This is a genomic window from Propionispora vibrioides (genome assembly GCF_900110485.1).
Classification (GTDB): domain Bacteria; phylum Bacillota; class Negativicutes; order Propionisporales; family Propionisporaceae; genus Propionispora; species Propionispora vibrioides.
Genome location: NZ_FODY01000026.1, coordinates 61,929 through 75,545, shown reverse-complemented (window position 1 = coordinate 75,545; position 13,617 = coordinate 61,929). Strand labels below are relative to the sequence as shown.

At 44.6% G+C, this 13,617-nt stretch carries 15 protein-coding genes and 1 pseudogene; 13 read left to right on the top strand and 3 right to left on the bottom strand.

Going from position 1 to position 13,617, the window contains the following annotated elements:
• The 4 genes and pseudogenes from BMW43_RS21395 to BMW43_RS17185 all read left to right on the top strand — a co-directional run.
• Positions 1–203 (top strand): annotated as a pseudogene (locus BMW43_RS21395) (IS110 family transposase); the annotation flags it as partial.
• Between the two features lie 448 nt (positions 204–651).
• On the top strand, positions 652–852 hold the full coding sequence (locus BMW43_RS17195) for a YjfB family protein (protein WP_091750552.1): 201 nt from the start codon (positions 652–654) through the stop codon (positions 850–852).
• Positions 853–1,267: 415 nt separating this feature from the next.
• Positions 1,268–1,924, top strand: coding sequence for a flavodoxin family protein (locus tag BMW43_RS17190; protein ID WP_091750548.1), 657 nt, complete (start codon positions 1,268–1,270; stop codon positions 1,922–1,924).
• Positions 1,925–2,244: 320 nt separating this feature from the next.
• Complete coding sequence (locus BMW43_RS17185) at positions 2,245–3,198, top strand: hypothetical protein (protein WP_091750546.1); 954 nt, start codon at positions 2,245–2,247, stop codon at positions 3,196–3,198.
• A gap of 104 nt (positions 3,199–3,302) precedes the next feature.
• Here BMW43_RS17185 and BMW43_RS17180 read toward each other — a convergent pair whose 3' ends face one another.
• Positions 3,303–4,172, bottom strand: coding sequence for a LysR family transcriptional regulator (locus tag BMW43_RS17180; RefSeq protein WP_091750543.1), 870 nt, complete (start codon positions 4,170–4,172; stop codon positions 3,303–3,305).
• Between the two features lie 134 nt (positions 4,173–4,306).
• Here BMW43_RS17180 and BMW43_RS17175 point away from each other — a divergent pair, with 134 nt between their 5' ends.
• Positions 4,307–5,449, top strand: a complete 1,143-nt coding sequence (locus BMW43_RS17175; RefSeq protein ID WP_091750541.1) for a YbfB/YjiJ family MFS transporter — start codon at positions 4,307–4,309, stop codon at positions 5,447–5,449.
• Positions 5,449–5,649: a tautomerase family protein gene (locus BMW43_RS17170; RefSeq protein ID WP_091750538.1), complete on the top strand. Its 201-nt coding sequence runs from the start codon at positions 5,449–5,451 to the stop codon at positions 5,647–5,649. Before BMW43_RS17175 ends, BMW43_RS17170 begins: the two co-directional genes overlap by 1 nt.
• A 14-nt stretch (positions 5,650–5,663) precedes the next feature.
• On the opposite strand, the gene BMW43_RS17165 is transcribed toward BMW43_RS17170, so the two are convergent.
• The gene (locus BMW43_RS17165) at positions 5,664–6,290 is read right to left on the bottom strand and encodes a LysE family translocator (protein ID WP_091750536.1); all 627 of its coding nucleotides are present in this window, start codon (positions 6,288–6,290) and stop codon (positions 5,664–5,666) included.
• Positions 6,291–6,486: 196 nt separating this feature from the next.
• On the opposite strand from BMW43_RS17165, the gene BMW43_RS17160 reads away from it, so the two are divergent.
• The 7 genes from BMW43_RS17160 to BMW43_RS17130 all read left to right on the top strand — a co-directional run bounded on the left by BMW43_RS17160 (position 6,487) and on the right by BMW43_RS17130 (position 12,426).
• Positions 6,487–6,933: a MarR family winged helix-turn-helix transcriptional regulator gene (locus BMW43_RS17160; protein WP_091750533.1), complete on the top strand. Its 447-nt coding sequence runs from the start codon at positions 6,487–6,489 to the stop codon at positions 6,931–6,933.
• Between the two features lie 163 nt (positions 6,934–7,096).
• On the top strand, positions 7,097–8,149 hold the full coding sequence (locus tag BMW43_RS17155) for an HlyD family secretion protein (RefSeq protein ID WP_091750531.1): 1,053 nt from the start codon (positions 7,097–7,099) through the stop codon (positions 8,147–8,149).
• Entirely contained in the window at positions 8,146–9,705 is a 1,560-nt protein-coding gene (locus BMW43_RS17150; protein ID WP_091750528.1) for a DHA2 family efflux MFS transporter permease subunit, read from the top strand. Before BMW43_RS17155 ends, BMW43_RS17150 begins: the two co-directional genes overlap by 4 nt.
• 4 nt (positions 9,706–9,709) lie before the next feature.
• Positions 9,710–9,991 carry an SWIM zinc finger family protein gene (locus BMW43_RS17145; protein WP_177173652.1) on the top strand — a complete coding sequence of 94 codons (282 nt, stop codon included), beginning with the start codon at positions 9,710–9,712 and terminating at the stop codon, positions 9,989–9,991.
• Between the two features lie 42 nt (positions 9,992–10,033).
• Positions 10,034–10,672: an O-methyltransferase gene (locus tag BMW43_RS17140; RefSeq protein ID WP_091750524.1), complete on the top strand. Its 639-nt coding sequence runs from the start codon at positions 10,034–10,036 to the stop codon at positions 10,670–10,672.
• 34 nt (positions 10,673–10,706) lie between these two features.
• Positions 10,707–11,468 carry an SDR family oxidoreductase gene (locus tag BMW43_RS17135; RefSeq protein WP_091750521.1) on the top strand — a complete coding sequence of 254 codons (762 nt, stop codon included), beginning with the start codon at positions 10,707–10,709 and terminating at the stop codon, positions 11,466–11,468.
• A gap of 376 nt (positions 11,469–11,844) precedes the next feature.
• Positions 11,845–12,426, top strand: coding sequence for a DJ-1/PfpI family protein (locus BMW43_RS17130; protein WP_091750518.1), 582 nt, complete (start codon positions 11,845–11,847; stop codon positions 12,424–12,426).
• A gap of 168 nt (positions 12,427–12,594) precedes the next feature.
• Here the strand turns inward: BMW43_RS17130 and cuyA are convergent, their stop codons facing one another.
• Positions 12,595–13,593 carry a D-cysteate sulfo-lyase gene (gene cuyA / locus BMW43_RS17125; RefSeq protein ID WP_091750515.1) on the bottom strand — a complete coding sequence of 333 codons (999 nt, stop codon included), beginning with the start codon at positions 13,591–13,593 and terminating at the stop codon, positions 12,595–12,597.
• Positions 13,594–13,617: the final 24 nt, after the last annotated feature.

Here is a 13,617-nt window from a genome sequence, read left to right as displayed (position 1 = left end):
GTGGCTCCCCTTATTTGCGCAGAGCTATCTGGTTAGCTGCTAATGTTGCCAAAATACATAACCCCATTTTGAAAGACTTTTACACCCAAAAAATCGCTCAAGGCAAGCATTCTTTTTCCGCAACTGGTGCTGTTGCTAGGAAGCTCACATACATAATTCATGCAGTTCTTAGAAATCAGAAACCCTATGTGCCTCTAGCTTAACTTATTGAAATCCTTTGCCTATTATAGGCTTATTTCTTGTGCCCAAAAATAACCTCCTTTTAGATTTCTTAACTTGTGGTACTTGACTTTTCATAGCTGGTCTCCATAATATATATACACTCCTAATAATAGCAATATTTGTGCCAACTAAACTGTATGCAGCCTGAATGGCTTTTCCTCAGCTATAATATGGACTTTGGGGGAAAGGCTGTTTCGATTTGGATAGTAGACGCATAATTAAAAACGGGTAATAAGTACCCAATGGGGAAATTTTTTGCCTGCTTTTACGGTATTAGACGGTGTATTTGTGGATGTGGGATAATCATGATGGCTATGCTGTTACGGATAAATAGGCTGATTATATATGATTGAAAAATACGCAGAATGGCTGTGACGCGCTTGTCAGCAAATGAATTAGTGCTTGTCAAGGAGGAGCGGCAGTAATAAAATGGTAATCATAGGAGGGAGTCTATCTATGGATATTGCTGCTTTATCAGTTGCCTATTCGCTTAGTCAGGTTCAAACAGACGCGAGTATTCAGGTCCTGAAGAAAGTCATGGATACTACCGAAACAAGCAGTACCGAAATGCTGGATATGCTGGTTCCACCTTCAGATACGCTGGGAAGTAATGTTGACGTGAGTGTCTAGATAAAAATATTTCTTTTGATCCTCAAAAAAAGTCCTGCTGAATTTGGCAGGACTTTTTTTATTTTGCCAGGGATAGCAAATACTAAGAATGTTAACAATGTAATTCAATGTCTGTAGGATAAAAGGTTTTAAAGTTAACTTTCCTACAGTATAGTAACTATGCCAAATGTGCCTACTTCAGCATTTATAGTAAGAGTGATATGCTAGTGGTCTGAAAACTCTAAAGCAATAGGATGAATTGCGAGAGATTTTTCGTCCTGCGAGGCGGAGGAGGCGCACATATCGGGAATATGTAAGTCGACGACAACAAAGCAGGGCGGAAAAGATCTCGTAAGAACACTATAGAATTAGGGTTTACAGACCACTAACTTTAATACGGCCATAAACAAATTGTAAGTATATGGAGGAATAGCCAATGAAGGTTCTTGCAGTTAACGGAAGTCCACGGAAGACGTGGAACACAGCCACACTACTCAATAACACTCTTGAGGGGGCAGCCTCACAGGGAGCGACAACCGAACTAATCCATCTTTATGATCTGAACTACAAAGGGTGTATCAGCTGTTTTGCGTGTAAAATCATAGGGGGAAAAAGCTATGGTAAGTGTCCCATACAAGATGATCTGGCAGAAGTCTTTAAAAAGGTGGAGGAAGCCGATGCTCTTATCTTAGGCTCTCCGATTTATTGGGGAAGGGTAACTGGTCAGATGGCTGCCTTCCTGGACCGTTTACTGTTTCAGTATGTGGAATACAGTGATTCTCACCGATCCTATTTTCCGAAGAAAATAAATACCGGATTTATTTATACAATGAATGTAACAGAAGAAATGCTAAAGACATATGGAATGGATAAGCCTATCGAGTTTAATGAATTTGGAATGCGAATGGCCTTCGGGGCTTGTGAGTCGCTCCTTAGTTTTGATACGTATCAGTTTAAAGATTACTCAAAGGTGGTCTCAACCTTGTTTGATGCTGAAGCGAAGGCTAAGAGAAGAGCTGAAGTGTTTCCCCTTGATTGTCAGAAGGCATTCGACATGGGCGTAAGGTTTGTAACTGATAAGTCCTGTAATTAGCAACCTGTCTCCTCGTTTCGCCTGACAGTTAAAATCAAAAAAGCGGGCATAAGGAGATCGGCGGGGCCTGGAATGAATACTGGAGAAAATACCTCATGTTTCTACGCTTGCCGGCGTAGAATTTTTTTTGCCATGAAAAAGGTATGGTGATATTTTACAGCAGCATTGCCCCCGGTTTCGTAGAATCAAGATGTGTCTGATCTGTCAAACTAAAGGATGTGGATAAAGAGTTGATTGTAGTAAAACCGGTCGGAGACACCACATAAACCTGTAAGCTGATATAGTCAGGTATTCCATAGAACAAAGGAGGGCGGCAGAGAATGGGGCACGAGGAGACTTTTATCATTCATAAAATATGGGATGAATTAAGCCAGATAAATATGCACAAGATCAACCGGGTTTGCCAGCATAATATTCAGATTGGCCTTGTGGGCTCTACGGCAGCGATTGAAGACATGATGAAATGGTTGGTCAGCTTTCCTTACCATAATTTCACCTTCCCGGTGCCTGATAATGATGAGATCCACAGCAATAAAGAAATGTTGAAACGTCTAATCATCATACCGGTGTCGACGGAGGAGGAATTTGATAAAGAAAAACTGAAAACCTCGGACTTTTGTATTGTAGAGTCCCGGATTGCCAATGAGGTTAAACAGTTTCATACAGAGGTGTATCCTTTTGATGCTGCAGATCCTAACCTGGCGGCACAAATACTGGCTAATCATGAGCGTATCAGGTTTGCGCTGTCTCATAATTTTCCTGTTTTCCGCCCCGAACATGCCAAAATTGAAATTCAGGAGACTGCGATTCAAAATACCGCATGGGTGCTCATTTCAACCTTGCCGGCTTATTTGCCGGTCCTGCATAGAACCATAGTAGCTCCGCTTGAAATGTTGGCAGATTTTATTGTACTTACCTTGAATGAAGTAAAGCTTATGTTTGAGCTTATCGGTTTATTAGGTGAAAAAATAGAGCTGAGACATATCCTGGATTTTGCTGTTGTCTTTGGTCTGGCAAAGCTTTCAAGGGGAATTGCGGTTCTGATCTTGAGATCCATACCGGCTCATGCGGCTGTACTTGCCAAAGCCGCATTGGCCTATGCGTTAACCTGGGCGATAGGCGAAGCCATAGTATTTTTTATCGTAGGCAGACAAAGGTGTAATTTGAGCTTCCTTATGCAAAGAGTCAGGCATCATTTTAAAAATGGGCTGACGGAGGCCCAAGCATTAATGAAAAAGAAGGAATTAGCGGAACGATCAAAGGCGGAAGGGTAATGCAAAGATGCTTATAGCTGAAAAAATAAAACTGCATTCTCCTGACAAGAGTGCAGTTTTATTTTATAGCTGTGGATAATTAGAAAGTTGATGCGGCAAATAGCTCAGCGGTTTTCAGCCCATAACAAATCAGTAAAATGAGTCATAGCTGCCGTTTGCACCACGTCTTTTCTGCGAATCAGCATCGTTGGGCAACTGCGTAGATGAGCTGGCAGCTCATAGGCGGTTAGTGTGTTTGATTGAAGCTTGTCTTCGATAACCGATCTAGGCAATAAGGAGATTCCGATACCGGCTGACACGCCGCCGATAATAGCTTCCAAAGAGCCAAATTCAAAACGTCTTAAAGGTGCAGAGTTGCTTTCCAGTAAATATCTTTCCAGCAATGCTCGATAAGAGCAGCCGGGGCGGAAAACCAGGATCGTTCTATTCCTCATAATTTCCGGGATATCCTGGATAGTTTCTTTTTTCTCGGCAACCAGAACCATCTCTTCGTTAAAACTTTCAATCTCAGTGATTTCTGGATGATTGACGGGCGCTGCGACAAAAGCAAGGTCAAGCTCGTAATGCAGGAGCTGATTGATTAAGTATTCAGTGGGCCCGGTCTGAAGTGACAGTTCCACATGGTCATATAAGGAATGGTATTTCTTTAGCAGGGAAGGAAGGCGGGTGGCAGCCGTTGTTTCCATAGCGCCGAGACGCAACAAACCGCCGGGAGTTTTGGCTGGATTCAGGCGGGAGTATAACTCTTCCATGAGTTGGTTTATTTTTAGTCCTTGCTCCAGGAATATCTGACCGGCGGGAGTAAGCTGCACGCCTTTGGCATTACGGTAAAATAAATCTACCTTCAAGTTCGCCTCCAGTTTGCGGATACGGGCCGTAACACTGGACTGGGCGTAGCCCAGCATTTCTGCTGCCTGGGTCATCGATCCATGTAAAGCAACCTGGCGAAATACTTTTATATCGTCTAAATCCATCAGATGCTCCTCCTGCCTCATAGACAAAAGCGATTGCTGTCATAGAAATGAATCGCTTCTAATAATGGCCTCTTTTATAGTACCATAAAACCATATTCACTGCATAGGAGGTGGCCGAGTCGAAGCATAGTAATATGCACAGCCTTATCGGGGGGATTTGTGCTCTCAGCTTAGCCATGGGAATCTCACGTTTTGGCTTCACACCCATTATTCCTTTGATGCAAAGAGACCTGGGTGTAACCGAATGGGATGTGGCAGTCATGGCTTCAGCAAACTATCTGGGCTATTTGATTGGCGCTTACCTTTCGCGAAAACCGTGGGTTCGAGAGCATTTGCGGACCTGGTTAGGAGCAGGAGTAGTCATCAGTATTATTTTAATGATCAGTATGCCGCTCACGCAAAATCATTTTCTTTGGACTTTGCTGCGGTTGGGCGCCGGCTTTCTGAGCGCTATTTTGTTTGTTGTTGCCTCTGTTGTTACCCTGGGACAAGGACGAAGCGACCGGGCAGGATATCTGTATAGCGGGGTGGGTATTGGCATTGCCTTTACCGGTATATTTGTGCCTATGTTTGATAGCCTGGGCGGCTGGGAAACTGCCTGGCTGGGCTTGGCAATGGGAGGGAGTGCATTTGGAATTCTCGCCTGGTGTACGCTGGCGAACATGTCGCGCTCTGAATCGGGAGAGCAGGAAAAGGCACGAAGCAGCAATCTATTTATACGGGATTATACCTGGTACATTCTTCTCATCAGTTACGGACTGGAGGGTATTGGCTATATCATAACCGCCACCTTTATTGTGCAAATGATCAAATCAATGCCAGAACTCAGTTCGATTGCGAATCAAAGCTGGGTGCTTATCGGCTTGGCGGCAGCTCCCTCAACGTATCTTTGGGCGCGGCTGTCCCAAAAGGCCGGTATCAAAGCCAGCCTGATGCTGGCTTATGGACTGCAGGCCCTGGGCATACTGCTGCCGGTCATCATGCCCAATCAGCTGAATACCTTAGTGGGAGGCGCTTTATTTGGCGGAACCTTTATGGGAATAACCAGTCTTTCGATCACGTTGGCGCATCAACTGAAACCGGAAGCATCCATGCAGGCGATTGGAGAATTGACGACCATTTATGCCCTGGGTCAGATTATCGGCCCGATCATAGCCGCGTATTTACAAAAAAACTTTGGGATGATGATGCCCAGCCTATTTGCCGTTGTGGTTTTATTGTTTGCCCTGCTGGTGTTGATGACATTAAGAAGGAATAAGAAAGGCGGTGCGGTTTAATGCCCTATGTAAATATAAAGATCACTAAAGAAGGAGCTACCCCAGAGCAAAAAGCGCAATTAATTCAGGGAGCCACGCAACTGCTGATAGATGTGCTGGGGAAAAATCCGCGAACAACTGTTGTCGTGATTGATGAGGTGGCTACGGATAACTGGGGGATCGGCGGAGAAACGGTTACCTCGCTGCGAAAAAGAGCTTGAAAAATAGCCGCTCATCACCGCTCAGCCGTAAGCAGTTTTACTCCAAGCAGCAAATAAATACCCCCGCAGATTTTATTCATCCTGGCGGCCGCTTTACTGCTCTGGCGGAGTAAAACTGTCACACGGGAAGAACCAAACACCAGGAACAGGCACCAAAGAGTACCGGTGGTTAAGAAGGTTATTCCTAAGAGAATAAAGGGCACGATTCCATAGTTGTTTTGCGGGTCGATAAACTGCGGCAAAAAAGAGATAAAGAAAAGAGCTACCTTAGGATTAAGTACATTGGTTAGCAGTCCTTGCAGGAAGGTTTCTCTAATGGACATGACCTGATCAGTCGGCGAAACCAGTGTGCTATTTTTGGCGAGCAGCGTGGTGATACCTAAATAGGCAAGATAGAGAGCACCGGCTGTTTTGACAAGCATAAAAGCCAGGGCCGACTGTGCCAGAATAACAGACAGTCCCAGAGCTGCCAGCACGGTGTGGACAGCGCAGCCTGCAGTAATACCCAGAACAGAGTAAATACCGGCCTTACGGCCTTGTGCAATACTCCGGCTTAAAATATAAATGGTATCCGATCCAGGAGTGATATTAAGAATGATGCCGGCGATAAGAAACATTTCATAATGAACAATACCAAACATAGCCTTGATTCCCTCACTTTCTCTTAGATAGACTTATTATAGGCTAACAATATTCCATAAGCAATGGCCCGGCGGTATGTATACAGTATGAGTTGCACAACTATGTTGTAGAGCGAGCTTTCGCTATTGACATTCTTTTTTCGCATCGCTATACTATTAATTAGCCAGGGAAACTAATTGCCGAAGGAATGTATTTATGGAAAAACATACGATTACAACTCCGCCTAACCCAAGAGCCCAGTTAGGGAAAGCATTGTTAGAGATATCGGACGATGTTTTGGATGCGATAAATCATACGCTGAAGAAATATCATATTTCCGAAAGCAAATTTACGTTACTCTTGCTATTATTCGATACAAGCACGGAGCAGCCGTTACAGCCTTCGGAAATTGCTGATAAGCTGGGAATCCGGCGGGCATCGGTAACCAAACAGTTAATTTGGCTGGAAGAACATCAATTGATTACCAGAACCGTATGCCTTGAAGATCAAAGAATGGTTAATGTCAGTATAACCGAAAAAGGGTACCGTATGCTGGATCTCGTTCTGCCGCACTATTGGCAGGCTTGCGCCAATCTCACCCAAAAATTAACCGACGAAGAGACCACTCGTTTACTTGCGTTGTTAATAAAAATCGGTCTATGAGCATAAAATTAATCATACACCGTTTTTATTTTCTCATTTAGTTAGCCTGGCTAACCTTTTACAATAAAGGAGTTGATAGGATTTTTATTTTATCCTTAATAATTAGCTTGGCTAATTATTGTTCCGGTAACAATCATTTTTAATTTTTTGAAAGGATGACCGTATGAAACTCTCTCCCCGGTATATTGGAATAGGCTTGGCTGCTTTGATCATCATTCTAGGGGCCGGCTTTTACTACTATTCTCACCGCCACGATATAGCTACTGACAGCGCGACGATTGAGGGGCACTCTGTTGTCGTAAGTCCGAAGGTACAAGGCTATGTAAAACATGTATATGTTCAAGATAACCAGCTTGTCAAAGCCGGCGAGGTGTTGCTGGAAATTGACCCTACTGATTACCAGCTACGCCGTGATCATGCTAAGGCCGCCTTGGCTGCTGCTCGGGCCGCACTGGCGGCAGCGGTTCATAATAGTGAAACAACCACAATTTCTGCTCCGGCCAATGAAGCTGCTACATCAGCCCAGGTAGCTTCGGCTCAGGCGGTTTGGGAAAAATCAGCCAGTGACAGGCAACGCATGGAAAGTTTATTTGCCGCCGGTGCCTGCTCACAGCAGCAATGGGACCAGGCTATCGCTACCGAAAAATCGGATCGCGCTGCCTTAGAAAAACTAAGAGCCGATCTAAAATCAGCTTCTACGGCTCCCACTGTAATCGCTGCTTCCCGCAATACCATCGAACAATTGCAGGCGCAGGTCACTCAGGCCGAGTCGGACCTGGCTCAGGCGGAAAGTGATGTAGCAAATACGAAAGTCATGGCACCGATGGATGGCCGTATGATTAAAAGCAATATCGAATTAGGCAATTATGTACAGACAGGTCAGCAAGTGGCCTCGCTTATTGGCACAGACCTGTGGGTAGTAGCCAATTTTAAAGAAACCCAGTTGGAACATATGCAACCCGGTCAATCAGTCGACATCCGTATTGATGCGTATCCCGATGTGGTATTACAGGGAAAAGTAGATAGCTTTCAATCCGGCACAGGTTCCCGCTTTTCGCTTTTTCCCGCCGAAAATGCAACAGGAAACTTTGTAAAGATAGTACAGCGTGTACCGGTAAAAATTTTGTTTGATGCCTCACCGGATGTTCAGCTTCATCTTGGCCCGGGCATGTCCGTAGTTCCCACGGTGCATACAGAAAGTATGGACACAAAATGATGGAGCCTTCTTCTGCCCAAATAAATCCCTATGTAGTATCGGGTGTTGTTAGCTTAGCCGCCTTTATTGAACTGCTCGACACAACGATTGCCAATGTTGCTCTTTCTCATATAGCGGGTTCACTCGGGGCTGGAACAGAGGAAAGCACCTGGGTCCTGACCGCTTATATCATATCGAATGCCATCGTCATGCCCATTTCCGGCTGGCTGTCAGGCGTTATGGGACGTAAAAACTTTTTTATGCTCTGCATTGGCGGCTTTGTTTTTACTTCCTTTATGTGCGGTATTGCTACCTCATTACCCATGCTGGTCCTGTTTCGCCTGTTGCAGGGCGTAGCCGGCGGCGGCCTGCAGCCTGTTCAGCAAGCCATTATCCGGGATAGTTTTCCGCCGGAAAAGTTGGGCATAGCCTTCGGCATTACCGGTCTATCCATGGTTCTGGCTCCGATCATCGGACCAACCCTGGGCGGCTTTATTACGGATAATTATAGCTGGCGCTGGATTTTTTTAATCAATGTCCCCATCGGAATAGTAACGATGTTTTTAGTAAAGGTACTTGTACAGGGACCGGAAAACACAAAAAAAGTAAAAGGCACGATCGATTATATTGGGCTGGGACTTATTGCGATAGGGCTAGGGGCTCTACAAATTGTGCTGGATAAGGGCCAGCAGGAAGATTGGTTTGACAGTACCTTTATTATAACGTTAGCCTGCATCTCCTTTATAAGTCTCCTGCTGGCGGTGTATTGGCTTTTGCGGCAAAAGGACCCGATTGTCGATTTGAAGCTGCTTGCCATCCCCAGTTTTAGTCTGCCTGGGATTATCCTCTTCTTTGTTGGTTTTACCCTATGGAGCGCCACCTCATTACTGCCGATGATGGTACAGGAGGATTTTGGTTATAATGCCACGTTATCGGGCCTTGTTCTTTCGCCAAGCGCTATTTTCCCGCTGTTTATGATGCCCTTTGTAGGGAAACTGGTTAATTGGATTGAAGCCCGCTATCTCATGTCATTAGGCCTGTTTATCAATGCTATCGGTATGTGGCTGACAGGCTTAGTCACACCGCAGACCGATTATGCCACCTTTGCGATTGCCCGGTGCTTTCAGACGGCCGGCCTGCCATTCCTGTTTGTCCCGGCAACCACGCTGGCCTTTTCCAGAATTCCCAGAGAAAAGAGCAGCAACGCTTCCGCTATCGTGTCCTTACTGCGCAATTTGGGTGGCAGTATCGGTATTTCCTTAGCGACAAGCATCCTTGTGCATAACCGGCAAATGGAGCAGTCGAATTTGGTACAACACCTGACAATAGCCTCAGACGGCTATAGCAGTTTGCTTTCTGCATATACCCGGACCATGCAAAATATAGGCCTACCGGCAGCAGAAGCATCGGCAAAAGCCATGGGGCAGATCTATCAGCAGCTTCTTCACCAGGCCAGCGTACTGGCGTACCGGGACACCTTTAATTCTGTCGCTGCTATGTTATTTGTATTAGGTATTACGGCACTTTTCTTGCCTGGTAAAAACCGGTATACAAAAAATAATCGGGAGGATGCCTAAGCACATGCATAACAAGCTCATGGAGCAAGGCTTTGAATACTACTGGAACGGGGCAGTGCAGCAATTCACCAAGACAGAGGCGACAACCTATCAGGCAATGATTCGCCTGGAAGAAAACCACACTGTTACCTTAAAACTGGATGATAACGGTGCCATACTTTGGTCACATTGTACCTGTTCCGCTGGTCCCTGCTGCAAACATATTGCGGCCACCTATATTGCGCTGCAGCATCAAAATAGCTCATTACGTTACACTAAAGGGGGAATGAAAACAGTAGACAGATGACACCACTAAACATATGAAAGATATAACAAGGAGGAGTAAAAAATGGATTTTGCCAAGATCGGCACCTATATTGAAGGGTTATATCAAAAAGGGAAATTAACACAAAAACAATATACTGAGGCTACAGAGCTAAAGGAGTTTGGGGCGGTTGTGGATGACGATGTTGCCAGAATGCTGCAAGTCTTAATCACGCTGACCAGACCGCGAAAAATTCTTGAGATTGGTACAAGTATTGGTTTTTCCACGGTTTCGATGGCCAAAGTGATTAAGCAGTATGGCGGTACTATTGTTACCATTGAAATGGATGAAAAAGTGGCTGAACAGGCGGCGAAGAATTTTGCACGGGAAGGGGTAAAAGAACAGATTGAGCTTAAAATTGGTGAAGCCCGCGCAGTAACCGCAGGGATGAGTGAAGAGTTTGATCTTATTTTCCAGGATGTGGGAGATAAAAAGCTATATGGCGAAATGCTTGAGGACTATCTTAGGTTGCTTAAGCCAGGTGGCTTGCTGGTGGCTGAAGATACACTGTTTCCTGTATTTGATTTTGATCCTGAGTGTGGCTACTTGAACTCCATGTGTGAGCCATTAGATGCCTTCAATAAAAAAATTGCCGATTGTCCGCAATTTGAGAGTACGTTGCTGCCAATTGGGGACGGTTTTACGGTAGCGGTAAAAAAATAAGCTAACAAGTAATTTAAGGAGAGGGAAAAGAAATATGAAAATGTCGGGAAACACAATACTCATAACTGGTGGAGGCTCGGGAATCGGGTTGGCTTTTGCAGAACGCTTTATAAAAAGAGGAAACCAAGTTATTATTTGCGGGCGCCGGGAAAATGTGCTGCAAGAGGCCAAAGAAAGATTTCCGGGTATCGTTACCCGTACCTGTGACTTAACGATAGAAGCCGAGCGGATCGCATTAGTTGACTGGGTAACCGCGAATTATCCCAAGATCAATGTATTAGTCAATAATGCAGGAATTCTACAGCGGTTCAATGTGTTAAAAGCAGACGCCAAGCACAATTGGAGCCATTTCGGTAAAGAAATTACCGCAAATCTGGAAGCGCCTATTCATCTTTCTATGCTGCTTGCACCATTCTTTGCCGAAAAAGAAGAAGCGGCGATAATTAATGTGACGTCAGGACTGGCGTTTACACCGCTTGCGGTTACGCCGATTTACTCGGCCTCGAAAGCGGCGCTTCATTCTTTCACCGTGTGCTTAAGATACCAGCTTTCCGCTACATCCGTAGCAGTGATCGAAGTCGTTCCGCCGGCAGTGGATACGGATTTAAACGGAACATGGCTGCAGACGCATGTGGAACCGCTGGATGCCTTTGCCGACGGCATTTTTAAGGGGCTGGAAGAAGGCACAACGGAAATTGGCTACAGCACTTCCGCAAGCCGCCTGCGTATGTCACGGGATGAAATTGACATGTATGCCGAAAAGTTATATAACGCAATGAAAGGTTCTATCGAATAATAATAAAGCTTGCAGCTAGGCGATATAAGATTTCATTCATGCAGTAAGAATTAATTGTTAGGCGGGACAAAGCTTGCAGGTCTTTGCTGCATAATATGATAGGATAATAATTTGCGAAACCAAGTCGCTCTCAAAGTGAGGGCGGCTTTTGTATTGTATTGTGTGGGCGGGACTGTAAGGCATTGAAAAATCAAAAGGGAAAGTGATGTCTTTGAGTAAAATGACTATTGATTTGTAAAATTAATACAAAATTTAGCAGGACTTCCCTTATCCAGAAGCTAAGATAGTTCCAAAGGAAATCAAAAGATTAAATGTACAGCTAAGAATCTAAAGAAATCGCTGTATATTTGTTTATTTTGTTTATGGAGGACATACAATGAAAACTTTACTATTTGCGCTAAAAGGATTCGAAACGATGGAGTTTAGCGTTTTCGTTGATGTTTTGGGATGGGCGAGAAATGATTATGGATATGACGTGCCGGTTGTTACCTGCGGATTTCAAAAAGAGGTAACCAGTACTTTTAACGTTCCCATTTTGGTTGATAAGACAATTGAAGAGATAAATAGTAATGATTATGATGCGTTGGCGATTCCGGGCGGTTTTGAGGAATTTGGATTTTATGAAGAAGCCTATGATGAACGGTTCTTAAATCTAATTCGTGAGTTCGATAAACAACAAAAAATAATTGCCACAATTTGCGTAGCGGCGCTGCCTTTGGGGAAAAGCGGGGTGTTAACGGGAAGAAAAGCTACAACATATCATCTACGGGATGCATATCGCCAAAAGCAGTTGAAAGAATTTAATGTTGATGTAAGAAATGAACCTATTGCGGTGGATAAAAATATCATTACCTCTTATTGTCCGGAGACTGCTGCCGGTGTAGCTTTTAAACTTTTAGAGAAGTTGACCTCCATAGAACAAATGGAAGTTGTAAAACAGGCAATGGGATTTAAATAATGCCTCTTGGGAGTGGCTCTGCAATGTATTAAACATAGAAATAGGAGTTTCATACAAAATTTTGGGCGAAAGGGGAATGTTCCCATTGTCCACTATATTTGTTCAGGAAGCAGAAAACTATCATATTCTGCTTCCTTTCATTTAATGTCTGCCGTGGGGAAAATCAACTCAAGGCGTAAATAAGGGAGTATTGGCATATAAACCAGGCAGTCCGCCTGTATGTAAGAAAAGAACATTATCATTCTTTTTAAAGTAGCCTTGCTTAGCAAGACCGATCAATCCAGCCATCGCTTTTCCTGTATAAGTTGGGTCCAGTAAAATACCTTCAGTGCTGGCCAGTAATCTGACAGCGTCGACCATGTCTGCTGTAGGCAGCGTATACCCCGGGCCTATGTATTCGTCAACACAAACGATTTTGTCCGGAGCTATTTTTAGATTGACTCCCATATAATCAGCAGTCTGTTGCATCAATTCGGCGATCCTATTTTCCAGCACGATTTTAGGATTGAGAACACTAACTCCGGTCACTGGAATGTGACAGTTGTTGCCCCAGAACCCCAGCAATAGACCGCTATGGGTACCAGCGCTACCGTCAGGAAGCACAACGTGATGAATAGGGAGGCCTGCGGCAAAGGCTTGAGCCATTATTTCCTCAGCACAGGCAATATAACCGAGGGCTCCCAGGTGGTTAGAACCACCCATTGGGATTATATAAGGTTTACGGCCCTCGGCGATGGCTTCGGCAGCAGCATTTTGCATTTCGGCCATTAGGTTGGTTCCCCATGGAACGGCGTTGACCTTTTCTACATTGAGCAGATGATAAAGCAATACATTTCCATTTGCTTGCGGGTTGTAACTCCCCGGAACCATTTCTGACAGGACCAGACGGCATTTTAGTCCTTCTTTCACGGCAGCTGCCAGTGTTAAGCGACAGTGATTGGACTGTACGCCACCGCAAGTGATCAAGGTGTCGGCTCCCTGTGCCAATGCATCGGCTATTAGAAATTCAAGCTTGCGCGTTTTATTGCCACCTTCGGTTAATCCCAGTAAATCGTCGCGCTTAATATAAATATTGGGGCCACCAATAGCTTGAGAGAAGCGGGTTAATTTCTCTAATGGCGTCTGGCCTTGCGTGTAATGTCGCCGTGGGAAATATGTCAAGTTCATTTTATTTACCTCCAATCTTAAAAT

Bases quoted from the DNA above. Each gene is read 5' to 3' on its own strand.
- BMW43_RS17155 (WP_091750531.1), top strand. From the start codon at position 7,097: ATGAAACTCTCTCCCCGGTATATTGGAATAGGCTTGGCTGCTTTGATC.
- BMW43_RS17170 (WP_091750538.1), top strand. From the start codon at position 5,449: ATGCCCTATGTAAATATAAAGATCACTAAAGAAGGAGCTACCCCAGAG.
- BMW43_RS17135 (WP_091750521.1), top strand. From the start codon at position 10,707: ATGAAAATGTCGGGAAACACAATACTCATAACTGGTGGAGGCTCGGGA.
- cuyA (WP_091750515.1), bottom strand. From the start codon at position 13,593: ATGAACTTGACATATTTCCCACGGCGACATTACACGCAAGGCCAGACG.
- BMW43_RS17190 (WP_091750548.1), top strand. From the start codon at position 1,268: ATGAAGGTTCTTGCAGTTAACGGAAGTCCACGGAAGACGTGGAACACA.
- BMW43_RS17160 (WP_091750533.1), top strand. From the start codon at position 6,487: ATGGAAAAACATACGATTACAACTCCGCCTAACCCAAGAGCCCAGTTA.
- BMW43_RS17180 (WP_091750543.1), bottom strand. From the start codon at position 4,172: ATGGATTTAGACGATATAAAAGTATTTCGCCAGGTTGCTTTACATGGA.
- BMW43_RS17185 (WP_091750546.1), top strand. From the start codon at position 2,245: ATGGGGCACGAGGAGACTTTTATCATTCATAAAATATGGGATGAATTA.
- BMW43_RS17140 (WP_091750524.1), top strand. From the start codon at position 10,034: ATGGATTTTGCCAAGATCGGCACCTATATTGAAGGGTTATATCAAAAA.
- BMW43_RS17130 (WP_091750518.1), top strand. From the start codon at position 11,845: ATGAAAACTTTACTATTTGCGCTAAAAGGATTCGAAACGATGGAGTTT.
- BMW43_RS17150 (WP_091750528.1), top strand. From the start codon at position 8,146: ATGATGGAGCCTTCTTCTGCCCAAATAAATCCCTATGTAGTATCGGGT.
- BMW43_RS17145 (WP_177173652.1), top strand. From the start codon at position 9,710: ATGCATAACAAGCTCATGGAGCAAGGCTTTGAATACTACTGGAACGGG.
- BMW43_RS17195 (WP_091750552.1), top strand. From the start codon at position 652: ATGGTAATCATAGGAGGGAGTCTATCTATGGATATTGCTGCTTTATCA.
- BMW43_RS17165 (WP_091750536.1), bottom strand. From the start codon at position 6,290: ATGTTTGGTATTGTTCATTATGAAATGTTTCTTATCGCCGGCATCATT.
- BMW43_RS17175 (WP_091750541.1), top strand. From the start codon at position 4,307: ATGCACAGCCTTATCGGGGGGATTTGTGCTCTCAGCTTAGCCATGGGA.